Raw genomic sequence first — 25,717 nt, 5'->3', positions numbered from 1 at the left:
ATCTAGTCCATAGATAGAGTTATGCCGTCTGGTACGCTGGTCTGTGCTCGTTTGACGCTTCCATTCAAATCAACGGCATCGAACATCGCCTTTTCGAGTTGCTGGCGACGTGGATCGTTTTTATCCTCCCAAATTGCCAAAACTGCTTTGGCATCTAGGCCGGAGGCAATCCGAAATTGCTCTATAGCTTCGGCTGCTTTTTCCTCATCCGTGTAATCATATAGTCTATCCGCTATATCCACTACGATGGGCATGCACGCCTCCTCTACGAAACAGGTTTTCAATTAATACAGTAACGCCGCCAACGGTGGGTCTCAAGTCCAAACATTAATTCAATGGAGACTGAGGCCCATATGCGAAGTCTTCTGTAAGGAATACACGCGCCATATGAACCTACTGCGCCGTAACCATAACGGCAACATTGCGGGCTATCGGGCGGAACTGATAAAGCTCGACCGTGAACGGGAACAGATCGTCAAGGCCGTGCTGGACGGTATTCCAGGTGCGTCTTTGAAGGACAGGGCCATTCGCATTGAAACCCGTCGGGAAGAAGTCGAACGGTTTCTGGTCGATATGAAGGAGGAGCCGATTGCGTTCCATCCGAGCATGGCGAACCAGTACCACAAAGAAATCAAGAACCTTTTGGCGTCGCTCAATTCTGAGGACCGGCGCAATGAGGCGGCGGCGATACTGCGATCATTGATAGACCGTGTTGTTATCACGCCAACCAAAGAAGGCGACCGTTTGACGGTTGACCTGATCGGCGATCTGGGGGGAATTCTCTCGATGGCCACTAAACGGGACAGAAACGCCGTATTAAGCGATCTGTCTAAACTTCAACCAGTGCAGCAAGCGGATGATGATTTCTTGGACGGCGACGTAGATTTGGCGGATTTCCACCAATCTAAGGCGCTGGTTGCGGGAACTCGTTACCAGCGCGACTTCGACTCTAACCATCAGGGAAAAAACGGGAAGGTTGAAGACGACGGACACACCCTAAATTTGGGTGCTGACTTCGCCTCTTCAATTAGCTCTCACCCCTTATGTAAAGAGGCGGTGGTTGCGGGGGCGCGCACACACCTAGAATGCCCAATGCCTTCAACAGCTTATGCCATAGCACAACATCTTGCAACTTCAACCCATAGCGCATTGTTTCGTGTTTTAGCGTAAGCGAAAGCCTCCGCGATATGCCTGCCAAGGAAAATAGGCGTATCAGACACCATTTTCGGTCGACAAGCCAAACAGGTCATTATGTGGGATATCATCGCGTGAGTTTCCATAACGGACGTCGAGCAGTCTCTTTATTCCCTTCATTATTGGCGTGTCTGTCGGCAATGTAAGGCCCCAAGTACCTGCGACGTAAATTGGTTGCCGTTCAAGCTCCTCATTTAGCAGCTTGATCGTAAGCGTGTCCGGCGAAACAACAGCATCGCTTAGTTCTTCCGGCCTTTTTAATCGATCCAGGTGCTTGTGGCGAGTCGCCCACGTGATTGGGCCGCCGAGATGGGCCTCAACTTGTAACCTAGTCACGAGATTCATCAATGCTATGAGAATTTGCCAATCTAAGACACCTTCTGCCTTCAAAGTGGCTATATTCGCCCGAAACCCTCTGTCAGCTGCCAACTTAGGCAATGTATACCGGATCATCTCTACTGAGCGGCGATAGCGATTGCTCAAGGCCTCATTCGCTTTTTCCTTAGTGTAACCTGGTCCATCCCCCGTTCTCCATCTCATTTCAGGAGCTTCGATCGGCTCAATTTCCCTTTTTGGGTGGTATTTACTAACTCCGATAAGCGTCTGCCAACCCGGCGCCTGCTGCAGAGCAAAACTCATTAATTCATGGGCGGGGCGAACCGAGAAAACTCGAACTAAAAGTCCACGATCAAGCGACGCATGGATTCGTTGTTGGTAGGTCTCGATATCGAGTGCACTCGACTGACCAATTACGGTAACAACCATCGCCACCGCATTTCCGACGGCATCGAGCATGTCCTCGTCGTCATCGACCCTATCAGGGATCGATACCCGCCAAGTGAGGATATTATTGTCCCCAACATACTCGACGGTCATCTTGCCGACCGCCATCGTGTCTACGACGATAAGCGCGGAGCTCGGTACAATGAGCAACTCCACACTTGTTAACTCGGCTTGGGCAACCTGAAGCGTTGCTATAAGGCCTTGTACGGTGGGAAGTGTGACTTCGTCCGCTAGAAACCGTACGGTCCACCTAATGCCCAAGGCCATCCATGTAACCTCACGGGCGTCGCCGAGATCTGTAAAAGGTGTACAGCCAAGGTCCCTTTCAAAAGCGACCTCTAATTCGTCAACCGTCATTTTTGGCCAAGGCGCACTCGCGGAGGTAGCCATATCGAGAAACCGGTAAACGTCCTTAGCCGCGAACGGCCAGGCCTGGACTGCATCGGCCAGCGTGGAATTCAGGTCCGGCACCAATTTGTCTGCAACAACTTTGAATATCCCAGCATGCGCAAAGGCCCGCTCAATGTATGGATGGTTGCCCGTCTCGGCAGGTTCCGAGGCAAGTTCGACATGTGCCTGAAAAGCATGTCCGAGCTGAAGAAAATAGGTTGTCCCCTCACCGGCGCTATAAAATGTCTCGGCCAGCGCGAAAGCCGCCTGCGGCAACATTTGATAAACATTCTCGTCAGCCGATTTCATCGTCATGAACGTGGCGCCCGCTGCATAATAACGAGCGGCAAAATGAAGTCCAAGCTCCGAATAACACTGACTAAGCATAAGCATTATCAGGATAGAGAGCGGCAGTTCCTCTCCTGTGAACGCGCCAACCTTCGCTTTTTGCAACTCATCTATAGCCGCGAGACGTTGGCCGGCATTAAGGTGCGCCAATGCTCGCTTACGGCTTATTTCAGCGATGGACCGCTTCCCTGCTCGGGCATGAGATAACCGGTCCACCTCATCGCGAAGCTTTGTAAATTCCGGCACCTCGATCAATATTGGCGCCAACTTCTCGATGAGCATAGCGATATGTGAAATCGGGTAATACGGAACATCTTTGACGGCCGTAATCACTTCTAGCCATGCCTGAACCATCGGCACCTGATTGGCTTTCGCCGGCCGATCTTTTCGAACGACAACTGTTAACATCGCCTTGGCTTCAAGGAGGGTACAATAGTCCCCACCCTTCGCGATTTCGGTTAGTTTCCTCGCCAGAACAGCCTCAACAACGTTGGCAAATCCCTCCACCTCGCGCCGAGTCAAGCTGCTTTGCTGTGTCGTGATTGAGCCCTGGCAAAAAGCAACTACTATGGCACCGTCTAAGAGATCATTTGCCGTTAAAGCCGTGACCGGGAAATCTGCAAAAAATGCCCGTATATAATCGATGGCCGGATCAAGATTGCCTCGCCCCTTGAGTTCAGCGACCGACACTTCATAGCGGGCTTTCTGCTTCATGCGGTTACTGTTAGGCTCTGAGGCGTAGTCCTTCATTCGCGCCAGCCACTTTATAATATCAGGCTTTGCGTATTCCTCATGAGTGGCTGTTCTCAATCCCATCTTAATATCGAGAAAGTCCGCAAGACTTTCCGCTGGCCTCTTCACCGCTAACCAACGATCGCGGAGCGCGGCGTAATCGCTATCACTCTCCTGGGGAAAGAATTCCGATGGTACAGACAAATATTGTTCTGCAATCCAGAAAGTATCTGTATCGGAAAGCTGGTCGGCGATCGCCAGTCCGTCGAAAATAACAAGGCTTGCATCGAATTGAGCTTTGCATTCGGCAATGAGCTTGTGTCGGGTGGATACAACGACGTTGGGTTCACAAAAATAATAAACCTTTTGAGGCCTCTCACCGCTACCGAATATTGTTTTAAGGTCGGCCCTGATTTTGGTAGGCGTTTTTTTGTCGAGGGTACAGGCCCCCACGACTATCTCTGTTGAGATAAGGCTGGCGAAAGCATTAGCGGCAATGGAAGTTTGTGATAAGTAGGTATGATACGATTCAAAGTCCCGACCTTGGTCCCCACCGGCTTTGACGGGTCCAGTTGCCGGGACCAAATTGGAAACGTGGCGCAAGCGGGCCAGCTCAAATGCCAGAAGTTCAAACTCATGTTCGCCATTTCGCGCGCCAAGTTGTGCCAGTTGATACCGAATATAATCTCTCAGTTCGACGCGATTTTTCACCTCTGTTTCCCAAATACCGGAGGGGCTGGTGTCTGGCTTGTGACCTCAGCCAACTCTGCCAGCAGATAATTTATATAGCTTCGCGTCAGATTGCAGTACAAATGCGCCTCCTTCATCGACGGTGACACATCAGCGGCTAATCGCGTGCCGTGGCGGACTCCACCGCCACCGGGAGACGACAGGAAACCGTACATTTTACTCATCCAACCTAATGCCTCCGCTAGCGCTGTTCCTTGGTTTTTTCTTCGAAGATCCCGTACAATCTCATTGAAATACTTACCTTCAATACTGCCCGACCCGGTGTCTTGGCCCTGAAAAGCGGTTGATACGGTCTCTAAGAGCCATAAAATTTCTTGCACAGCCGGACGCGCACGCTGCTCAAGCAACAGGCGATCCGCATCGTCCAACGATTTATGGATGAGGGTGAGCGCTTTTTCTCCGATCGTCTTTTCATTCGCCATGACGGAGATACGTGTTTGAAGGTTCCGGGGCAAAAGCGCCGGAGGCCGTACCTCAAACGGGACCTCGTGCTCGAACAGGATCTGATTGACGATATCTGCGTCCGGTAGACCGATCTCAGGAAATTCTGAATGTACCTGAGCGCATCCGTCCCAAAATGCCGAAATAAACGTGGCCGCGTTGTCCGATGCATTCATCATGCTGTTGTGAAGATCGCCTATAGCCCAGCTCTCACTCGAACTTCGAGAATAGCCGCCCGAAAATTTTGCTTTAAACAACTCCATGATAGCCCAGGACGACTCGGCTTGCCCCGCAATGGTGTGGACCAAAGCGTTGAATGCGTTAACCGCTGCAGGATTGAGTGAACCCGGCGCTCCGTAGCGCCAGCTTGTAGGCATATCCAATCCCATCCGACTCCCTATTCGTCACTTATCAACCGCTAAACTTATTCCACAACCATCTGCATACGTCATGAGGTTAATTAGATTCGTGTCTATCTAACCCACGCGCCGGAGGGTAGTCTGCACGCACGTCGATATACGACAATCTTTTTAAGCATCAATTTCGCGATAACCTCCGCCCCACTGATACGTAAAGGATAATCAAACATCACATTGGTTCGACTTCCGATTGAAATTTCGTAAAATCAGCTTACTGGAGACTCAGGGAAGCAGATAAGAATAAGAGGAAGACGAATGTTTCTTGCCAGCATGACGATTAACAACTTTCGCCGTCTGAAAGAGGTTAGGCTCGAATTCAAGGATGGACTTAATGTTATTGTCGGCCCCAACAATGTCGGCAAGACCGCCGTAGTTGATGCGTTGCGCGCCCTTCTTGCTGGTGCGGATGATCCCTATCCACGGTTTACGCGGGACGATCTGCATCTACCAAAGGCTGGGGCGGCGTCAGGTGATATTACATTTGGCTATACTTTCAAGGATCTCAGTCCCGACGACGAAGCGGACTTCCTGCATGCTCTAAAGCCGGGCGAAGACGGCAAGCTTGAGGCCGTCCTCGGTATTACGTACGGCGACGCCGACAAGGTCGGGCGATTAAAAGTTCGAAAATGGTGTGGCGATCATCAAGATGTAGCAATGACCTCGACGATGCTCGATAATTTGCGCAGCGTTTATCTTCAACCCCTCAGAGATGCCGAACAGGGGCTCCGCCCCAGCAGAAACAGTCAGCTTTCGCGCCTCCTGCACCTTTTATCCGATGATGCGGGTAAAGATGAAATTGCCGCCGAATTGTTGGCAGCCGACAAAAAGATCAGGGGACTGAAACCACTCGTCGATGCGCAAACTGCTATTACCGGGCGGCACCAGACCATGCTTGGTACCCAATTGGCTCAGGCCCTGCATGTAGAAGTCTCCGGGTCCGATTTTCAGAAATTAGCCTCTCGGCTTTCAATTTTGGTCGATGCATTCGAGATAGAGCGGAACGGTCTTGGCTATAATAATCTAATCTTTATGGCGGTTGTCCTTAGCGAATTAGCAAAAAATGCCGATGCTGCCTATCGCGGGTTGATCGTAGAGGAACCTGAAGCACACTTGCATCCGCAGTTACAATCCGTGTTGCTTCGGTATTTATCTAGCATCCAGAGCGCGGACGGTGACAGGCCCGTACAGGTTTTCGTGACTAGCCACTCCCCTAATTTCGCTAGCATCGCTGACTTGGACAGTATCGTATGTCTGATCGACGCTGGCGCCAAGGTTGAGGTTTTTCACCCACGGTCTGTAGCTTTCTCCAAGGGTAAACGAGAAAAGCTTAAGCGCTATCTTGATGTGACGCGCGCCGAACTCTTTTTCGCGCGGAGGGTCATTTTTGTCGAAGGCGCCGCGGAACTTTTAATGGTCAATATTTTGGCTCAACAGGAGAAAATGGACCTGAGAGACCATGGTGTCAGCCTCATTAGTGTAGAGGGCCTCAACTTCGATTCGTTTATCCCTTTGTTTGGTAAGGACGCAATTCGAATTCCGGTCTCGATCCTGACTGATGCTGACCCAGAAAAAGTGGACAGTGTCGACGGTACCAAGACGGCATACTACCCAGATGCAACAGAAATCGTGACGGTCTCCGCAAACACAAGCGCCATGAAAGCGTTGGCAGATGACTATGTGAAGATTTTCCACGGCCAAAAGACCTTCGAATATGACTTGGCCCTCATCGAGACAAACCGTAACGCTATGATCGCGGCGTTGAAGGATATTCATCCAACGATCGCCAAAACGCTTGAAGTCAAGGTCAACGCAGCGGTCGGCGATCAAGCCAAAGCAACAACCTTGTTCAAGGGCATGTTTGAGCGGTCAGAAAACAATGTCCAAAAGGGCAAGTTTGCGCAGGCCCTGGCTGAAAAAATTATCGAAGGGCATTTCAAGGTGACAGTACCGTCTTACGTTTTGGATGCCATAAAGCATGCCTGCCAATGACGCCACAGTTATCAACCCAACAACAAGCAATCATAGAATTGCCATTGGAGCCGTTATCCGTAATGGCTTGCGCCGGAAGCGGAAAAACTAAGACGGCGGTCCACCGTCTGATCGAGATGAGACGTCTGCTAGATGACGCGCACGGTATGGTCGCGCTATTGTCTTTCTCAAACGTTGCGGTGGAGACCTTCAAAAAGGACTACTATGCTCTTATGCAAGGTAGCGGTGCCGGACGCCGCTCATTTGGCATTGAAATTGACACTGTAGACGGGTTTATCACTACCAACGTCTTAAGACCACACGGTCACCGTACGATGGGATGTAACCGGGCACCCTATTTGGTGGAGGGACGTGAGCCTTTCCTGAAATCGTTCACCGTCTATGACGGCGAGCGCAATAATCCAACGACCGATATTCGCATAACAGTTGATGCTGGCGTGTTTAATTTTCAGGTTGGGAGTCGTTCGCTGAAGACAGTTGTGCCGAGCGAGGCTCGACGGGCGCTTCAGAAGCTTGGTAGTCACGGTGCGTACACACATGGCTCGGCCCGGTACTGGGTGCTTAGGATTTTGAAAGAACAACCGTTTGTCCTGCGGGCACTCGTCAGGCGGTATCCTCACATACTTGTCGACGAGGCGCAGGACATAGGGGCGGAACACCAAGCTATCCTTGAACTTATGATCGCCGCTGGCACAAAGCTGTCACTCATTGGGGATTCTCACCAAGGCATTTATGAATTTGCCCATGCCAACGGGGCCTTCCTTGCAGAATATGGCACTCGCCCTGGTGTGACGTCCCAACAGTTGAATATAAACTATCGGTCTGTGCCTGCAATTTTGAAGGTCGCTAATATCCTCTCGGGACGGAACGATGGAGCACACCGTCAGGATAAAGGCACTTTAAGCGGAGCGTTTTACGTTCCCTTTCAAAAAACCGAAAAAGAAAAGACCCTAGCCGTCTTTCGCAGTCTTTTGAATGTGGCGAAAATTGATGAAAAGCATGGCGTCGTCCTTTGCCGTTCAGCGGACTGGGCTCTCGACTGGAGCGGTGCCGGGGACGGACAGGGGCAAGGCATTGTAAGAAGCTTTGCCGAAGCAACAATTTGCCGCGACAAGCTTCACAATATGGCCGATGCTTTCGCCCATGCCAGTGCCGGTGTCGTTGGTTTGTTGGCTGACAAGCACGGTGACTTAATATCGCGGTTGGCTAAAAGCCGGATGGAGCCGCAAGACGTCAAAATCAAACGCGCGATCTGGACGTTTGTGAAAGATCCGGCAACAGGCCTACCGTCTGGGACACTTCTCGCCGATAAGGAATGGCATCCCAGTTTGAGCACTCGAGCGAAAGCGTTCGTGCAAAAGCTTGCCGCCGATCATGGCCTCACTGTCGCTGACAATCTAGGTCAGAGGCTTGCCAAGAAAGCCCTCGAGAATCGGCCGTTACTGAAGTTGCCAGATCTAGCGGGAGCACAGCCCGTCAAGTTTCGCATTTCCACCGTACATAAGGCTAAGGGCGAGAGCCTGGAGGCAGTAATGTATGTCGCTAGCAAGGAACATCTGCGCCAACTTCTGGACGGAACGGCCACTGAGGTCGGCCGGATAGGTTATGTGGCGGTTACACGCGCCAAAGACCTGTTCGTGCTGGCGGTCCCGAAGTCCTGTCTCGCAGAATTCGAGCCTGAACTCATCGCCAAAGGTTTCCAGAAGCCGGGCATCGCGGATTATTAGGTAAAGCCCCCCTACTCCGCATCTTTACTCGCAAATAATATAGAAACACCTAAGCAATCGGAGCTACCTTGGACGAATTATCTGACCGCGATTTTGCAATGTTTCTTCTTTCAGACCTTGACCTTGAAGCGCAGCTTCGAGCCATTCATCACGCTCTGAGCTGGAATCGTCAAGCCGATAAAGCGCTCTCTGATGACATCAATGATCTCGCCCAACTGGCAACAAAGGCCTCCGATGCCTACGGCTGGCATTTACAGGGTCAGTGGCAAGACAGTCTTCATGCCTCAATCTATCAAGACGCTGCCCATAGCATGGCGGCGATTGGCATGCTTGCTCCCGCCATTGAATCACTCATCACTACAATTTTTCTGGGGCTCGAAACGTTAGATCCATCTGGAAGAAAGATAACGCTTTCAGGTGAAAGAGCCAATCATACGCGCGATAAAAGAGCCTGGGACCCCCATTACATATTCGGGAAAAGCGCGAAAAGGGATGTCGTGCGTGGCACAATTCAGCTTGCCGATAGCATAGGCCTGAGAAGCTTACTTCCTGCCGATGTACGCCAGGTGCTAGAGGCGGTTTTTACCTATAGAAATCGCATGCTACATCTGGGCTTCGAATGGCCTGTCGGTGAACGAAAGAAATTTTCTAAGCTGGTCGAAACGAAAAGATGGCCAACCGAGTGGTTCACCCAATCCACCACAGATGGCGAACCCTGGATTATCTATATGGGCGATGCGCTGATCAGCCGCGCCCTGGCCTTAATCGACGAGATTATGGACGGGGTCGGCAAATATCTAAAACCACTATATTCGTGATGCGCAACGGGCCGTTTTTATCTTCGATGATTCAAAACCGAACCAACCTAAGTGCGACGTCAACTCAAAAGCATTTAAATAAGACAAACCCTATGTAAGCGAACAGGCCTTTGCTTAAATGGAAGCCACCCAAGGCATTCGAAGGAGAGAATGTGACAGAAAAGCTAGAAGTCTTTCAGGACATGACAATTCGCGGCCCGACCCCGAATAAGCCGGCCCTTCGCGCTGCGCTGGTGGCAGCGGCGGTTGATCCTTGGAGTATTGATCTGGAACGGTCGGCAGCCGTAGCGCGTGACGCCGTGACCTCGGACGACGTTGTTCTTTTCCGCCGAGATGCTGACCAGGACCACCCGGGAGCCGGGCTAACGTTATGGGGAACGCAGGACGGCTACTACGTTCCCAACATAATTCCGTTGGAGATGGGCAGCCTTAGCTTCACTCAATACAACGCGGTGCTAATGGATTTTATTACCCGCATCGCCGCGCCGGTTGCGACAAAATTTGGCTTCACAATCTCTACGACTGAGCCACTGCAGACTATTGACGATTGGCTGACGCCAGATGCGGCGCTAAAGTTGAGGCGCTTCTCAGGGGCCGCGAACAAGTCGTCGGGTGCTAGCCACCCGATGGATCAGCGGCGCTGGTTTGATTTTCTGGTTGCCGCACATCGTGGCGGCAATAGCCCTGGCCCGGATAGACTGGCGCGTTGGTTACATGAAGCCGAAGGTTGGGACGAGGACTCTGCTCACAACCTTGCCGGCGATTTCGAAAGTTCTATGGCTCTTCTCGCCTACTATCAAGAGCACTGAATTTCATGGACGTACACGCGATAGCGTCGGCGGGCGTTCCGGTGCTGTGCATCGACACCTGTTCCATTCTGGACATTATGCGTGATCCCACACGCGAGTCCGCCAAACCTCATGACCGGCGAGCAGCCATGGATCTCGTTGTCGCTGCCGAATCTGGGGGTCTTTTACTGCTTATGGCAGAACAGGTGGCGATCGAGTTTGCAGACCATGATCAAAAAATTCAGGATGAGGCAAAACGCAATCTTAAGAACATACGGGAACAGGTCGAGCGCATCAACGAGCTTTCTGCCGCCTTCGGCGCGCCTGGTGTTGTTGACTTAGCACATCTTGACGACCATGTAGCACGCGCTCGTGCCGTTGTCGGGCGCTGGCTCTCCAGTCTCGAAACATTAGTACCTAGCGCGTTGGCGCCGGCCAAAGCCTTTGCAAGGCTAAACGCGGGCATCGCTCCAGCAAGGCGCGGCAAGGACTCATCAAAAGACTGCCTGATTTATGAGACCTACCTTGAGGGCGTATCAGCTTTGCGCCTAGCAGGATTTACAAAACCAATCGTATTTCTGTCGTCAAACACCAATGAATATTTGACAGATAGCAGGATCTTGAAGCCTGAGATCGCGACCGAATTTAGCACTATTAGTATTGTCTATGCGGCCAACATGAGCGGAGCCAAACACGCGCTTGGTATTTAAATAAGGTAGCGCTCTACAACAAAGATTAGTTTTTGCGAGGTATTCTCTTTCGCCAAATTTCAACGTAAGGTTTAAGCTGTTGACTGGGGAGATTACATGGCATCGCAAGATTATGAGACCGAGAAAGTTGCGTTTCGAGATTTCTACGATACATCATGGGATATAATGGATGCCGCACGCAACGCATTCCTTACGCTTGTCCGCTCTCTTCTGGCCACAGACCCTGCAATAGCAGGCGCGAAAGTCGAAGGTCGAGTCAAGGAGCGTGAAGAATGCCTTAGTAAGTTCCGGCTAAAATACCTGACGGTCCTCGAAAGTGAGAAAACTGCGTACTCTATTCGTGACCATATCTCTGATCTGATCGGCTTGAGGATTGTCTGCTTTTATGAAGACGACGTGGAACGGGTGAAGGCCCTTATCTAGGACGAATTTGATGTACTTGGCGTAACAGACAAGACCGCACAGATTGAGGAGACGGCCGATGCTTTCGGTTACAAGGGCCTGCACTTAGACTTGCGGCTCAACGAAGGTCGGAGGGGATTGAAAGAATACGCAGCTTACTCGGACTATCCGTTTGAACTTCAAATTCGTACCGTTGTTCAGGATTCGTGGAGCATTCTTGATCACAAAATAAAGTACAAGAAATCCATCCCGAACGGTCTAAAACGGAGAATTAACACCCTTGCAGCCTTGTTTGAGCTTGCTGATCGAGAGTTTCGAGCCGTTCGAGATGGCACCGCCGAGGAGATCGAGCGAACCGACGCCTATGCAGAGATTGAGCAAGAATCGAGCATCGCCCAGATCGAGCCGGAAATTGTTGTAGACGATTCGCCGCGTACGTATGCGCCGCTCAACGCCTTCAGTTTGCTCAGGATCGCTAAGCACTTTTTCCCGGGGCAGGATTTTGAGCCTCACAAGGTCGACGGCTTCACGCAGCAGGTCATCGATCTGAAGCCCAATATCAGCCGAGGCAAATTCAATTTCTATCTGCGGGAGACAATTGGCGCCGTTCGCCAATATAAGGCTGATTTTGAATCGCGTAGTGATGGCACGCCACTCAATCCTTTCACGATCATGAGGCATTGTCTGTATGTAGGCGATCCTGGTGTATTTGCTTCGCTGCTTACAGACAGAGCCCGTGAAAGTTTCGACACGTGGCGGGCAGAGAATAAAACTGCATCTGAGCCAAGCTGACCTACCAGCGGGACGGACACCTGAGGTGCAAACAGACGTATTCGGGTCCAAGCACAAACCTATATATACAAAAACAAATTGTGCATCGGCACCTTATCAGGTGCAATGTCGCGATCGAGGGCGAAGCGCTCAGTGATGATAGTAGATGCGCGGCGCGTCGGTGTAATTCATGTTGAATATCGCCCAATATGCTGACAAACTGTTTCGTGTTCCACACAACACTGTGAGGCCATGCCAGGTAAGATCCGCGACAAAGTGGCAGAGCTGGTGAAAACAAAATCACCCCTCTATTTTTGGACCATCGGCGTTGCGACGCTGATCGGCTTTTCGCTCATATTTGCCACCTATAACGCCACCTACATGCACGCCCTGAACACACTGCGGGACGATGCGAACGCGTCCGCAATGTTGAGAGCGGCCGTCCTGCAAAGTGAGATTGAAAAGCACCGAACGTCACCCGCGATTTTGGCCGTCGATCGAGACTTGAAAGATGCCCTCCTCACCTCATCTCCGGAACGGCTGCGAGACGTCTCGATCAAACTCGAAGCTCTACGTAAAGAGACCAAAAGCACAGTCATTTATGTCCTCGATACACGGGGCACGGCTCTAGCCGCCAGCAATTGGGGCTTTCCTGACAGTTTCGTGGGTAATTCGTATATATCCCGCGACTACTTCACCGAAGCACTTAAACATGGCGTCGCCTCCCAATTTGCCATGGGGATGGTGAGCCATCGCCCAGGTCTGTTTCTGTCCCATAGTGTGGTTTCGGGAAACAAAATCATCGGTGTGGTGGTTGTAAAGCTCGAATTCAATGCTGTGGAGTCCGAGTGGGCACGTTTGCCTGACAAGGCTTTCGTCACGGGCGCTGACAACACCATAGTCATCGCAGGTGATCCCACAACTCGGTTTAAAAGGCCCCCTCCTCCCGCTCAAGACCAGTTGGCTGTTTCGCTGCCGATAGAGAGTGTGCCCGGCTGGCGAATGCACGTCTATCGATCAACCGACACGGTGAAGGCCACGGCGCTCGCGGTAGGCATCATTACGCTTTTGGCGGAGCTGCTCATCGTCGGAGCTGCGCTATGGGCATGGCGACGCAACACGCACATTCGTCTTAGGGAAGCCGCCGATCTGGCCTACCGCTCCCGGTTGGAACGGGATGTGGGCGAGCGCACACACGCCTTACGCTATGCGAACGACAAGTTATCGGAAGAAATAGAGGAACGCCAAAGTGCTCAGGTGCGCCTCAACGCCCTCCAGGCTGACCTCGTTCAGGCCAATAAACTGGCAAACCTGGGACAGATTACCGCCGGGGTCGCGCATGAAATCAATCAACCCCTCGCCACCATTCGCGTCCTGGCCGAAAATGCCCGCGCGGGCCTTAAGCCCGCAGCTATCGACAGCAATCTGGAAAGTATCATCCGGATGTCGGAACGTATTGGCCACATTACCGGTGAGTTGCGCGCGTTTTCGCGTAAGGCCTCAGGTGAAAGCGAGCCGACGTCGGTCAATGAAGCCATTGAAGGCTCGATTCTCCTGACTCATAGCCGCATGAAGGCGCACGAGGTCAAGTTTATCCGCCCCAAGGTTAACGCTGCGCTGCAAGTCTGGGCACAGCGCGTACGGTTGGAACAGGTACTGGTCAATCTTCTGCAAAATGCCTTCGAAGCCGTAAGCAGCATACCTGACGCCAAGGTGACGCTGCGTGTGGAGGAATCCGCCGACAGCGTCAGGCTCATCGTTTCCGACAATGGCCCCGGGCTGCCAGAGAGCGTCAAGAAGGCTTTGTTTATCCCGTTTACGACCACCAAACCACAAGGCTTGGGGTTGGGGCTGGTGATTGCTCAGGATATCGTGCGCGATTTTGGCGGTGATTTGACAGCGGATCTGGAGCGCTCCGTGGGCGCCTGTTTCATCATTAAGCTGCGCAAGGTGCCAAAATGACGACCAGAGTGATCTTTATTGACGACGATGACGATCTGCGCGCCGCCCAGACCCAAGGGCTCGAACTTGCCGGCTTTATGGTGCAGGCCTTTTCCAATGGGTTGGACGCGCTGAAGGTCATATCTTCTGATTTTCCCGGTGTGATTATCACAGACGTGCGCATGCCGGGCATAGACGGTATGGAGGTGTTCGCCCGCATTCAGGCTATCGATGTGGAGCTACCAGTAATTTTTATGACCGGCCACGGCGACGTGCCCATGGCCGTGACCGCGCTCAAAGGCGGCGCATATGATTTCATTACCAAACCCTTTTCTATGGACACCCTCAGTGCCGCGTTGCGACGTGCCCTGGAGACACGGCGACTGGTGATCGAAAATCGCCAACTGCGCAGCCTTTATGATGACACCCATGATGGAAGCCCACGGCTCCTCGGTAACAGCCCGATCATGGACTATCTGCGACGCACCATTTCTCAGGTGGCTGATGCCGAGGTCGATATTCTGGTAGAAGGTGATACCGGCGTCGGGAAGGAGCTGGTGGCTCGGACGATCCATCGCCAGAGTTTGCGTAAGAATCGGCCCTTTGTGCATGTGAACTGCGCCGCCATGCCCGACGCCGTGTTTGCCGCCGAATTGTTTGGGGTTGAATCCGGCACCCGGCTTGAAGCCCAGGCGCCATTGTCACGACGCACCACCGGCCGCATTGAAAAGGCGCAAAAGGGCACACTGTATCTCGACGATATTGAAGGCCTCAGCCTGCCCCACCAGTCCCAGCTCCTGAGTGTGGTCGAGGCCAGAGAACTATGGGTGCTGGGCGCTGAAGACGCTCGTCCCATCGACATTCGCATCGTGGCCTCCAGCCGGATCAATCTCGGTCAAGCCGTGCAGGAGGGTACGTTCCGTGCCGATCTGTATTATCGCCTGAGCGGCGTGACCTTAAAAGTGCCCCCACTGCGCGAACGACGGGACGACATACCCCTACTATTTCAGCATTTTCTCGTTGATGCCTGCCTTCGATTGAAACGGCCCATGCCCTTGCTCTCGGCCGACGCGGCGACCTTTCTCCAGCGCCACGACTGGCCAGGCAATGTCCGCGAGCTGGAACAATACGCCGAGCGCTTCGCATTGGGTCTGAACATGATCCCCAAGGCCGCGACCGGAGACGGTGACCGGGAATCTCATACGAGCCTGGCCGATCGTGTTGGAGACTTTGAAGCGACGGCGATACGCGAAACCCTGTCGGCCTGTCATGGGAATGCCCAGGATGCCATGCACGCCCTGAAACTGCCTCGCAAAACTTTCTACGATAAGCTGTCGCGCCACAAGATCGATATTTCGTCATTCCGGCTCAAGGTTTCGCCATGACGTCCCGGGAGTGCAAGACATTGTCTGCAGACGCATTCGCTGACACGGTTGTTACGCTCTATCAGGAGAACGCGGCCGCCTGGATCAGGTTGCGCGGCGACAATTTGATTGAGCGACCGTGGCTCGATGCCTTTCTTGCCGCTTTGCCACGGGACGGACATGACGTGCTTGACATTGGCTGCGGCTCTGGCCGGCCAATCGCTGCATACTTGATCGAAAACGAGTGCCGGCTGACGGGTGTGGACGCCGCGATTGCCTTAATCGAGGTGGCCCATCAAACCTTTCCCGATCACACCTGGAAGGTCGCCGATATGCGAAACCTGCCCCCATTGGGGAGGTTCCACGGATTGGTCGCCTGGAACAGCTTTTTCCACCTCACGCCGGAAGATCAGCCCGCGATGTTCGAGACCTTCGGCCGCCTGTGCTGTCCGGGTGCCGCGCTACTTTTTAACAGCGGTACGACACACGGCGATGCTATCGGGTCGTTTGAGGGTTATCCGCTCTATCACGGGAGCCTCGACAAATCGGCCTATCGTCACCTTCTGGCGGCAAATGGATTTGAGGTGCTCTCCTTTATTGAGGATGATCCGACCTGCGGCGGTGCGAATGTCTGGTTGGCCCAAAAGAAGCCGGATAGCGACTAGACATACGGCGGGGCCAGCCTCAACATGCTCCAACGGTGCAACATACCGAATACCTTGAGTCTGGAAACCCTCCCCGCCCTAGAGATCAAACAGTGTGCTGAGACCCAGCATTTCAGGCTGATGTGTCTTGACGAGGTGCACAGGGGTGTCCTGAAGATGTGCCAGATAGCGCCCTTTGTCGGTGAAGCGCACCGCAAACGCGTCAGGGTCAAACAACTCGCCCAGGAGATCAAAGAATGAGCCCGCGAGAAAAACACCGCCCCACGCACCGAGGCTCAGCGTCATATCTGATGCGGTCGCCGCTAGCCAGCCTGTCACCAAGGCTATAGCCTCATTGGCGATGTCGTCGCCTTTCCTCGCAAGTCCAAGGATGTAATGAACCTCCCATGCTATATCAGGATGGCCATCGAGCACACGTAAGGCTCCGTAAACGTCGCTTAGACCGCTCGTTGACACAGCGTGCAAACGTAGCGCCTGCCCGTATTTGCCGCGCAGTTGGCGTGTCACGGCATACTCGCGGTCCGTGGTTGATGGCAGATCGCTAAAGCCGCCGGCGCACGGCAAAACCAGCGGCATGGAAGCCCCCAAATCATCGGCGATAATGGCGGTTGTCCCTAGTCCCCGGCCTATCGCAATAACAGCCTTGGTCTGAAGCGGATCGCCCGCTCGACCACAAATTAAATATCGCTCGCTCACCTCAAGGCGACCGATGGCCAAAGATAGCGCCACACAGTCGTTCACCAGATTTAAGCGACTGACGCCCAGCCGTCGTCGTATCCACGAACGGTCGATCCGGTAGGCGTGGTTAGGCATCTCAAACACGCCGTCACGCTCCCAACCGCAAATGGAAAAGGCAGCGCCAGTCAGGGGTGGATTGTCGACGCCTTCAAGAAAATTGTGGAGCGCACCATCGAGGTCGTCAAGCGAGGCGCAGTGGTAAAGACGAGCATTGGGAGGACGCTCTCCCAGCGCGGCGACAGCCATTCTTACGCTATTGTCGTAGCTGAAATCGACATAGAGCACTAACGCAACCATAGGATAGCTCGGAGATTTGAGGAAAGGGAAAACGGGCACTCTCGCCCACAGGCGTCCGATGCCGAACCGATCGCGCGTTGCCACGCGACCGGCCCTGGACACATCGTCACGCCATGGACGTTTGAGAGTGGGACACGTCCCCTTCTGTTGTGGCTGCGGGCTTAATCCCAATACGCTCAACAAGCTTTACAAAACTCTCAACGAAAACGTCGAGGCCGTCCATCATCTGGCTAACGGTCTCGGGGCTATGGCTTTCCATAATGTAAGCCAGTTCCAGACACTCCCGACGCAGGCGCTCAAACTGCGATTTGGTCACTTCCAGGAGCCTCAGGCGATCCTCGTGAAGCGTTACGGGATCGATTGAGGCTGCCAGCCTGACAACACTTTCCGAGGTTCGGCTGGAAGGATGGGCGCTGACATTAGCATTTGGCCGAGAGTTTTCCATTACGCAGCCCTGACATTGGCCAGGAACTGATCCATTTCATGGTGCAGGCGTGCCGCCTGCTCAGCCAGTTCGCCGGATGACGAAAGCACCTGAGCCGCAGCGCTTCCGGTTTGCTCGGCCGCGTCGGCCACGCCGGTGATGTTCGCCGTTACTTCGGTTGTACCGATCGAGGCCTGGTTGACCGCGTGAACGATTTCCTGCGTTGCCGAACTCTGCTGCTCAACCGCCGACGCGATCGCTGTGGAGGTGCTATTGATGTTATTGATAGTGCTTCCAATATTTTGCATCGCGGTCAGAGCGCGGGCCGTTGCCGCCTGGATCTGCGCGATTTTCTCCGATATCTCGGTCGTTGCTTTGGCTGTTTGACCCGCCAGCGCCTTCACTTCCGACGCCACCACCGCAAAGCCCTTGCCCGCTTCACCAGCCCGCGCCGATTCAATGGTTGCGTTCAGGGCCAGGAGGTTTGTCTGACTGGCTAGACCCGAGATCATATCAACAAAACCGCCAATACTCTCTGCCGCCTCGGTCAACTCCTCGACAATCCGACCGGCTTCAGCCGCTTCAGCCATCGCGGTCTGCGAGATTTGCGCCGACGTCTCTACCTGACGCCCAATCTCCGAGACGGAAGCGCCCATTTCTTCCGTAGAGGCCGCCACCGAAGCCACATTGGCGCCTGCCTCTTCCGCTGCCGCGGAGACCGCCATCGATTGGGCCGACGCCTCTTGTGCCGTACTGGTGAGTTGTTGCGCCGCGGCCTGCAACTCTGTTGCCGCTCCCGAGACCATGGTCACAATCCCGCCGACCGACTTTTCAAAATCGTTGGCCAGATCCAGCATGCCCTGGCGGCGCTCGGCTTCAGCGCGCTGCTTCAACTCGATCGCTGTGGCTTCCAGTTCACGTGCCTTAAGGGCATTCTCCTTAAAGATCGCCAGTCCCTTGGCAATATCACCGCATTCGTCGTGACGGTCCGCGCCCGTGACCTCTACATCAAGGCGTCCGTCGGCCAATCCGCGCAGTTGGTCCACGGAGCGCGCCAGGGGTTTGGCAATGCCAAAGGTCGCCATCAACCAGCCAACGATCAGACCGGCCAAAACCCCGCCCACCGCGACGCTAACCATGATCATGCTGATTTTTTTACTGTCTGCCACAGCCTTTTGCGCCGTCTCCGTGCCGCGTTTATCGATCGCCTGCCCATAGGCCTTAACCGCCTCAGTCAGCTTATTGGCTCGGTCGCGATTTGCGGTGACGGCCTGATATAGGCGCTGCTGTTCGCCGTCGAGGTGTGCGGTATTTTTAACATCATGCGCCACAGCATACACATCTTGCAGACCCGCCGCATAGTCGGTGTAGGCCTGCTTTGCCTTAGCCAACAGCGCCTTCTCATCGTCGTTGGCTACCTTCGAGGTTTGCTCGACACGCTCAAGAAAACGCTTACTGGCTTCATCATTTATAGCCTGCGCCTCGCGAATAGTTTCGTCCGTCGGGCTCGCGGCAATTCGGTACTCAGATCTGTTAGACATGATGACGTCTTGCGTCATACGTGCGCCGACCGCAGCCGTTGACCCGACCTGATCGACCTCAACAAGTGTATCCGCCAAGTGGTTAAAGTTGGTGACGCCGAAAAAGGCTATAAACGCAGTGATCACGCTTGTTACGCCCACCAGAATTAACAGCTTCATCTGCATTTTAATGTTGTTGAAGTTCATTCTATTCTCCCAAAACTATACACGTGAGAGCAAACCCTTGCCCGTGCCGTTATGGTGAATGAAGGATGTATCTCCTGACTTAAAATTTTCAGGACTTTGGCGCTATCCGGCCTCAGAATACCGCTAAAATTGACCCAAAACACGCCAAGGCCAGGCTATTAGTCTTACAATTTCGAACACCGTGCTTCATTTGGCCGACCGGTATTCCTTAGTGCGCAAATAGCGATTCTAGTCATTTACATTGCCTTGCGTTTCATTGCGTCACTGAAACTTACCCTAGGTCTTCGTCAGACTCTGCATCACGCGCGTCCGTCCCGAAGCCTTCCGCACCCCCGCCCCGAAGGCTACAGGAATGGGCCAGCAAACCCTGTGGATCAATGAAAAACCGAACACCATGGCAGGCGAAGATCTGCAATACAGCCTCGACCGTCTTGTGCTTAAACTGGCCAAGCAAGATATCGGGGGCGGTCACCATGCGATATATTGTCGTTCTGGAGATGCCGGTCATCTGGGCAAGTTCCTCGTGTGTCCAGCCTTGGAGACCGCATAAGGATCTTATCGTAGCCCCCGTTGCGAGCCTGATCGCATGCTCCAGTTCGGCTGACGATAAATCCACAGGCGCCCGATCCGCCATGATAACGCCCCACCACTCAACCAGGCGCCCTTGCTCAAACAGAGGAAAGCCTCTCTTGACGTATTTTCTCGCGACACCGTCCGATCCATAGATGCGCAAGGGTACTGAAAACGCATCGCCGGTTGCCATAGCCCCAGCTATTTCCGTCATTGCCAGATCCCGGTCGTCGGGATGAATTGAGTCGGGTAGTAGCATATCAAAGGTTGGCAAGACGCCGTCCAGGTGCCCTGATGTGAAATGTTCAAACAATTGCCCGCCCTTGTCAGCGCTCCAGACACACTCAGCCCCGAAATAGTCCATCATCACGCTGATACGGCGGGCATTCTGACTCTTATGTCGCGCCCGAACTTCCTCAACGCTGACGTCGCGGGCCAGGCCGAAAAATTTCTTTACCTCACCATGTTCGTCGTGCAGGGGCATGAACACGAACGCGACGTAACGCGCTGTCATAAAGCTGGGGGACAGCCGATAGATACGCGGCGGTGGCTCATGTCCCTGCCGAATAACGCCCATGTCCTCAACAAAGAGGCTACGATCCAAGGCATGAATAGCGCGTGCCACGCTATCCAGCCTCGCTGGTTCCTGGTCATTCAAGTCAAAGAGTTGGCGAAATCCGCGAGAAAAAGTCACAGGGTCAACACTGGGACCGACCGGAACTTCCATCCGCCCGAGTTTGCCGAGATGTTCCATAATCGCAATAATATGGACCGAGGATAGTTTAGTTCCGTACGTCACTCTCATAGTCGTCGCCTGCTGCTCTTTACCTATATCTGGCAGGTGCGTCTCGATTGATGGTTGGTGTGTGGGCTCGGGGACCTAGTATTCATGGTCAGAGGCGGTGAGCGCCCAGAGGACCAAAATCCCTTCGCAGACCCATACGTCACGCATACTTCCACACATCTTGCAGCCGCAAATGCGGCTCGCGCTGGAGGTCATCGTGTACTCTACAACCCGCAATGAAACGTCACTTGCTAGTACCGCTTCATTTGTTGATAACAATGTTAGAACAGGCGGGGCCAATACACTACGCATCAGGACGTCCCAATCAAAAGAATGGCGATAGTGTTACAAAATACGGTCCGTTGCCGCCTGATGTACCATATTAAATAAACCCATCCGTGTGCGACAACTACTCTAGGGTTTAGACCGAAGGCCAGCCGGATTAGGTTCCCCCCTCGGAGGTGCGTGTATCCTTCGGCGCCTCCCCAAACTTGGTCAGATAATCGCGCAGAAAACGGGTACGGTTCGAAAAGCCAAATTCAGCGGCAATCGTCGAGATCGAGCGACCGGAGGCACCGCGCTTCAGGATCATCCGAATGTGTTCAAGCCGGACATTTTTGCTGTATTCGGTGGGCGACACACCCAGATTATCCCGAAACCCTCGTTCCAGTTTTCGGACACTGACAGCACAATGGCTGGCAACCTCATGGACAGAAGTTCGGGTTTTCAGGTTTTTCTGAATAAATGTGAGCGCCTTGGTCACATAGAGTGGAATCGCATCGGCCTTGTCGTCTCCGTACCGCTCTTCACTATGGATGACATCGACCATAACTTGCGCCACCGTATTAATCATAGCATAGCGAGCGTCTTCAGACACCGTGCGCAAGTTCGCCGCGAAGACAGGCTCGGTGATCATCGCCATCAGCCGGCCGACAACCGAGAGACTGTGCGATCCGTCACGGACCAGGCGACGAATATCAAATTTGGCCTGGTTGAAACGCCCCGTCCGACGCGTTATCACGCGTTGAACCTTGTTCCGGCTGATCCTGAGACTGATGGTCCGATAAACCCCATCTTCCGCTATGCATCTAAGGCGCAGCATGTCGCCATACGGGTAGATCATCACCTGCCCCGGTCTCGTTTCCTCCACCCCGTCGGCAAAAGTGTAGGCAATGCGACCCTGAAGCGGCAAGGTCATGATGATGTCACTTCCCAAGCTCTGGCACTTGACCTCCCAGCTACTGTCGCACTCCAGATGAATGACAGACAGAGACACGCTTTCGCCAAACTTGCTGGCCTCAAGGTGTGTCAGGTTCATCTTCCAGTTAAAAGGGCAGGACGGATCAAGGCATTCTGGGCGTAAACTTGGCTCCAGTCTGAGCACATCTGCCAGACCTTTGAGGTCACTACCGGAAGCAACCCATGATAACGGTAACATGCTGTCAAAGTTTATACCGTGGTCCATATTTAACATACTCTATGTGCGTTTGTTGTTATATTTAACCTTAAGCTTGAGCATATTTTGAATCGTCCCATTGAGACTTTGGCGTCTTAACTTCTTTCTCCTCTGACAGATATAGCTACTGCCTGCGCACAATGTAAGTATAGAGGGATACTTAACGACCAGTAGCGTAAACTGAGTTCCCGGCAATCGCCCAGCACCCAGGTCGGCGCCGGGTTGCCGCTTACCCCCCAATCAATCTTTACCCACGACCGAGACCTTCACGTCATAGGCGGCAAACGTCGCCATGGTCAGAATCTTGGACACATTGTCGGCCAACTGACAGATTTGCACCGGCTGGGACAAGCCGAGCAAGAGCGGCCCCACGACGGTCGCTCCTCCAAGCGCTTCAATAAGTTTGGTTGAGATTGAGGCCGAATGAATGGCCGGCATAATCAGCACATTGGCTGGCGCCGTCAGGCGTTGGAAGGGATAGTTCTCCCAGATCGCTGGGTTCAGCGCCACGTCCGGCGGAATTTCACCCTCGAACTCAAAATCGACGTTGCGCGTTTCCAAAAGGGTCACCGCCTCGGCTACTCGCGCGCCGCGCTCTCCCCCCGGATTGCCAAACGTGGTGTAGCTCATAAACGCTATCCTTGGGGTATGGCCAAGATGGCGTACCGTGGCCGCAGCTTGCATGGCAATGTCGACCAGTTGCTCGGGCGATGGCAATTCGGCTACCGTGGTGTCAGCAATGAACACGGTCTTGCCTCTGGCCAGCACAATGCTCATCCCCATGGCACGGCCGCCCGGCGTCGGATCGACAACTCTCATCACATCCGCGAAAGCCTGGTCAAATGATCGCGTAACCCCTGTTACCATCCCATCCGCATGGCCTGAAATGACCATGGCTGCGGCGAAGGCATTGCGATCGAGATTAATAAGGCGCTCTACGTCCCGTTTAAGATAGCCGCGGCGCTGCAAGCGTGCGTACAACAGTTGCGTGTAAGCCTCACGCCGGTCGGTCAGGCGGGCATTTATAACCTCGATATTGGCATCGATTGGGTCCAGTCCAGCGGCGCGCATGTTCTCGACGATCAGCGTCTCTCGACCACACAAAACGGGGATGCCTAAACCCTGTGCCTTGAAGGCAAGCGCGGCGCGGATGACGCGGATATCTTCGCCTTCCGCAAATACAATGCGTTTGGCAGGACGTGATCGAACAGCGGCGGTAATGTTCTGAAGAAACCCGGCCGAGGGGTCGAGACGCTGCTCAAGCGTCTTGCGGTAGGCTTCCATGTCCTCAATCGGTCGGCGCGCCACGCCGCTATCCATGGCGGCCTGTGCGACGAACGGCGGCACATACCAGATCAGGCGCGGATCGAACGGCGACGGGATGATGTAGTCGCGGCCGAAGGTCAGATGTCGTCCCTGATAGGCGGCGGCCACCTCATCGGGCACATCCTCGCGCGCCAGCATGGCCAGCGCCTTGGCGGCGGCCAGCTTCATTTCGTGATTGACGCGGCGGGCGCGGACATCGAGTGCGCCGCGGAAGATGTAGGGGAAGCCCAGCACGTTGTTCACCTGGTTGGGATAGTCCGAACGGCCGGTGGCGACGATGGCATCGGTGCGCACCTTGGCGACGTCTTCCGGTGTGATTTCCGGATCAGGATTGGCCATGGCGAAGATGATCGGGTTGGCGGCCATGGTGTCCACCATATCCGGCGTCAGCACGCCCTTGGCTGAGAGGCCGAGGAAGATATCTGCGCCGACCATCGCTTCGGCTAATGTCCGCTTTTTGGTTTCGGTGGCGTGGACCGACTTCCACTGGTCCATATCGACCGTGCGGCCCTTGTAGACGACGCCGTGGATATCGACGACCGCGGTGTTCTCGTGCTTGACGCCCAGCGCCTTGATCAGCGACAGCGACGACAGGCCCGCGGCGCCGGCACCACAGAGCACGACCTTGACGTCTTCCATTGTCTTGCCGGTAATTTCCAGCGCGTTGATCAGGCCGGCGGCGGCGATGATGGCCGTGCCGTGCTGGTCATCGTGGAAGACCGGGATATCGGCCAGATCCTGAAGGGCGCTCTCAATAATGAAGCACTCAGGGCTCTTGATGTCTTCGAGATTGATCCCGCCAAACGCCGGGGTAATGTTCTTGACCACCGTGATGAACTCATTAGGGTCTTGGGTCGTGACTTCAATATCAAAGCTGTCGATATCGGCAAAGCGCTTAAACAGCACCGCCTTACCTTCCATGACCGGCTTTGAGGCCAGCGCCCCCAGATTACCCAAACCCAGAATAGCGGTACCATTGGATATCACCGCCACCATGTTCCCTTTGGCGGTAAGATCGTAGGCCGCATCAGGATCTTCGGCGATCTTTCGCACCGGCACGGCCACCCCCGGCGAATAGGCCAGCGCCAGATCACGCTGGGTGGCCATCGGCTTTGTGGCCAACAGCGCAATCTTACCCGGCTGCGGATACTGGTGCAGGTGAAGGGCTTCATCATCACTGAACGTCTGCTTCTTACCGGGCACGCTAAACTCCAATTATGGCGTGATGAACGCAGAACGGCCTGCGAACTTAACAATTAAGGAGCGGCCAGATGCGGCTGAAGACATCCACTCTGGTTCAATCGGCGAACTCTATATCGCCGCCCCTTGCGTTCTGCTGGCGTCTTAAACCCAGCTTCGAATTAAACGCTTACCCTCAGAATTTCTGGGACAAGGTGATGAACACGCTGTCATCGTACTTGTCGGCGAACTTGCCCTTATCCGTCGTGGTAAAGGTCAGGCTGGCATTGAGGGTTTTCGTGAGCGCATAGCGACCGCCGGCGAGGTAGCTTGTGTAGTCAACGCTGTTCTCGTTGTGACGAAACCCATTGGCGACCATCACCGTAAACTTCGGGGTGATTTGCTGGTCGAGACCGATTTCAGCATAGGTCGCCTCTTTGGCCTTCCCGTAGTTATCCGGGCTATAGGCCAGAGTTAACCGACCGGTCGTGTTCTTAGCCAGCTTGTGCGCCGCATTGATCTCGTACTCTATGAACTCATTATCGGTGCCGACGCGGATGCCATTATATTGCTTGTAAATGGCCCGCGCGGTGATGTCTGTACCCTTAAACTTAGTCTTGTATCCAACGAGCCACTGAATTTGATTGTCGACGCCCGTCGCCCGGTCGCGCATGGTTTTGAACAAGGTGCCGGCGAAGAATTTGCCGTAAGCGACCTGAGCGCCTGCGGTGTACTGGGGCAAGCCTTCGGTCTGGCTGACACCGCGGTAGATACCGTCGGATAAGGCATTGATCTGGCCCGAAAATTTGAACTTAGATGTTTCAGCCATGGCGGTGAATGGCGTCAGGCTGAGAGCCGAAACAACAACGGCAGAGGTCATTAGGGCGCGCAGAATTACTGAATTCGACATGGTTCGACTCCTTGCAGGTATTATTGTTATTGTGAGAAAAGAGGCCCCACCGCGGAATGGCGGTACCGGTGGGG

21 protein-coding genes are annotated in these 25,717 nt (G+C 53.9%); 11 read left to right on the top strand and 10 right to left on the bottom strand.

The window, feature by feature from the left end:
* Positions 1-2 precede the first annotated feature (2 nt).
* Positions 3-254, bottom strand: coding sequence for a hypothetical protein (locus tag IE102_RS09265; RefSeq protein WP_189486224.1), 252 nt, complete (start codon positions 252-254; stop codon positions 3-5).
* A gap of 133 nt (positions 255-387) precedes the next feature.
* Here IE102_RS09265 and IE102_RS09260 point away from each other — a divergent pair, with 133 nt between their 5' ends.
* On the top strand, positions 388-1,170 hold the full coding sequence (locus IE102_RS09260) for a hypothetical protein (RefSeq protein ID WP_189486223.1): 783 nt from the start codon (positions 388-390) through the stop codon (positions 1,168-1,170).
* Between the two features lie 42 nt (positions 1,171-1,212).
* Here IE102_RS09260 and IE102_RS09255 read toward each other — a convergent pair whose 3' ends face one another.
* Together IE102_RS09255 and IE102_RS09250 are read right to left on the bottom strand one after the other, a co-directional pair.
* Positions 1,213-4,158, bottom strand: coding sequence for a rhodanese-like domain-containing protein (locus IE102_RS09255; protein ID WP_189486222.1), 2,946 nt, complete (start codon positions 4,156-4,158; stop codon positions 1,213-1,215).
* Positions 4,155-5,015: a hypothetical protein gene (locus IE102_RS09250; protein ID WP_189486221.1), complete on the bottom strand. Its 861-nt coding sequence runs from the start codon at positions 5,013-5,015 to the stop codon at positions 4,155-4,157. Before IE102_RS09250 ends, IE102_RS09255 begins: the two co-directional genes overlap by 4 nt.
* A gap of 297 nt (positions 5,016-5,312) precedes the next feature.
* On the opposite strand from IE102_RS09250, the gene IE102_RS09245 reads away from it, so the two are divergent.
* From IE102_RS09245 to IE102_RS09205, 10 genes are all read left to right on the top strand, one after another.
* On the top strand, positions 5,313-7,046 hold the full coding sequence (locus tag IE102_RS09245; RefSeq protein WP_189486220.1) for an ATP-dependent nuclease: 1,734 nt from the start codon (positions 5,313-5,315) through the stop codon (positions 7,044-7,046).
* Positions 7,043-8,773, top strand: coding sequence for an ATP-dependent helicase (locus IE102_RS09240; RefSeq protein ID WP_229807667.1), 1,731 nt, complete (start codon positions 7,043-7,045; stop codon positions 8,771-8,773). The genes IE102_RS09245 and IE102_RS09240 overlap by 4 nt, the downstream gene beginning before the upstream one ends.
* A gap of 68 nt (positions 8,774-8,841) precedes the next feature.
* A complete protein-coding gene (locus tag IE102_RS09235; protein ID WP_189486219.1) occupies positions 8,842-9,591 on the top strand; it encodes a hypothetical protein in 750 nt (249 codons plus the stop codon).
* A gap of 152 nt (positions 9,592-9,743) precedes the next feature.
* Positions 9,744-10,400 carry a hypothetical protein gene (locus IE102_RS09230; protein ID WP_189486218.1) on the top strand — a complete coding sequence of 219 codons (657 nt, stop codon included), beginning with the start codon at positions 9,744-9,746 and terminating at the stop codon, positions 10,398-10,400.
* Between the two features lie 5 nt (positions 10,401-10,405).
* Positions 10,406-11,089 carry a PIN domain-containing protein gene (locus tag IE102_RS09225; protein ID WP_229807666.1) on the top strand — a complete coding sequence of 228 codons (684 nt, stop codon included), beginning with the start codon at positions 10,406-10,408 and terminating at the stop codon, positions 11,087-11,089.
* A gap of 96 nt (positions 11,090-11,185) precedes the next feature.
* A complete protein-coding gene (locus tag IE102_RS18025) occupies positions 11,186-11,512 on the top strand; it encodes a nucleotidyltransferase family protein (RefSeq protein ID WP_308429915.1) in 327 nt (108 codons plus the stop codon).
* Between the two features lie 117 nt (positions 11,513-11,629).
* Positions 11,630-12,283 carry a hypothetical protein gene (locus IE102_RS09220; protein WP_373295597.1) on the top strand — a complete coding sequence of 218 codons (654 nt, stop codon included), beginning with the start codon at positions 11,630-11,632 and terminating at the stop codon, positions 12,281-12,283.
* Between the two features lie 231 nt (positions 12,284-12,514).
* Positions 12,515-14,224, top strand: a complete 1,710-nt coding sequence (locus IE102_RS09215; protein ID WP_189486217.1) for a sensor histidine kinase — start codon at positions 12,515-12,517, stop codon at positions 14,222-14,224.
* Entirely contained in the window at positions 14,221-15,588 is a 1,368-nt protein-coding gene (locus IE102_RS09210) for a sigma-54-dependent transcriptional regulator (protein ID WP_189486216.1), read from the top strand. The genes IE102_RS09215 and IE102_RS09210 overlap by 4 nt, the downstream gene beginning before the upstream one ends.
* Complete coding sequence (locus tag IE102_RS09205; protein WP_189486215.1) at positions 15,585-16,232, top strand: class I SAM-dependent methyltransferase; 648 nt, start codon at positions 15,585-15,587, stop codon at positions 16,230-16,232. The genes IE102_RS09210 and IE102_RS09205 overlap by 4 nt, the downstream gene beginning before the upstream one ends.
* Before the next feature lie 78 nt (positions 16,233-16,310).
* Here IE102_RS09205 and IE102_RS09200 read toward each other — a convergent pair whose 3' ends face one another.
* The 7 genes from IE102_RS09200 to IE102_RS09170 all read right to left on the bottom strand — a co-directional run bounded on the left by IE102_RS09200 (position 16,311) and on the right by IE102_RS09170 (position 25,643).
* Positions 16,311-17,267, bottom strand: coding sequence for a glucokinase (locus IE102_RS09200; RefSeq protein ID WP_189486214.1), 957 nt, complete (start codon positions 17,265-17,267; stop codon positions 16,311-16,313).
* A gap of 106 nt (positions 17,268-17,373) precedes the next feature.
* Positions 17,374-17,712 (bottom strand): hypothetical protein, encoded by a 339-nt coding sequence (locus IE102_RS09195; protein WP_189486213.1) that lies wholly within the window; start codon positions 17,710-17,712, stop codon positions 17,374-17,376.
* Positions 17,712-19,418 (bottom strand): methyl-accepting chemotaxis protein, encoded by a 1,707-nt coding sequence (locus tag IE102_RS09190; RefSeq protein ID WP_189486212.1) that lies wholly within the window; start codon positions 19,416-19,418, stop codon positions 17,712-17,714. The genes IE102_RS09195 and IE102_RS09190 overlap by 1 nt, the downstream gene beginning before the upstream one ends.
* Before the next feature lie 271 nt (positions 19,419-19,689).
* A complete protein-coding gene (locus IE102_RS09185) occupies positions 19,690-20,793 on the bottom strand; it encodes a helix-turn-helix domain-containing protein (protein ID WP_189486211.1) in 1,104 nt (367 codons plus the stop codon).
* 421 nt (positions 20,794-21,214) lie between these two features.
* Positions 21,215-22,237, bottom strand: coding sequence for a helix-turn-helix transcriptional regulator (locus tag IE102_RS09180; RefSeq protein WP_189486210.1), 1,023 nt, complete (start codon positions 22,235-22,237; stop codon positions 21,215-21,217).
* A 231-nt stretch (positions 22,238-22,468) separates the two neighbouring features.
* Complete coding sequence (locus IE102_RS09175) at positions 22,469-24,757, bottom strand: NADP-dependent malic enzyme (protein ID WP_189486209.1); 2,289 nt, start codon at positions 24,755-24,757, stop codon at positions 22,469-22,471.
* A 172-nt stretch (positions 24,758-24,929) separates the two neighbouring features.
* Positions 24,930-25,643, bottom strand: coding sequence for a porin (locus IE102_RS09170; RefSeq protein WP_229807665.1), 714 nt, complete (start codon positions 25,641-25,643; stop codon positions 24,930-24,932).
* Positions 25,644-25,717 lie beyond the last annotated feature (74 nt).

Origin of the sequence: Asticcacaulis endophyticus, assembly GCF_014652575.1 — a bacterium.
In the GTDB taxonomy this organism is placed as follows: domain Bacteria; phylum Pseudomonadota; class Alphaproteobacteria; order Caulobacterales; family Caulobacteraceae; genus Asticcacaulis; species Asticcacaulis endophyticus.
The sequence above is the reverse complement of the archived record's forward strand: the minus strand, read 5'-3'. Positions and strand labels throughout refer to the sequence as shown.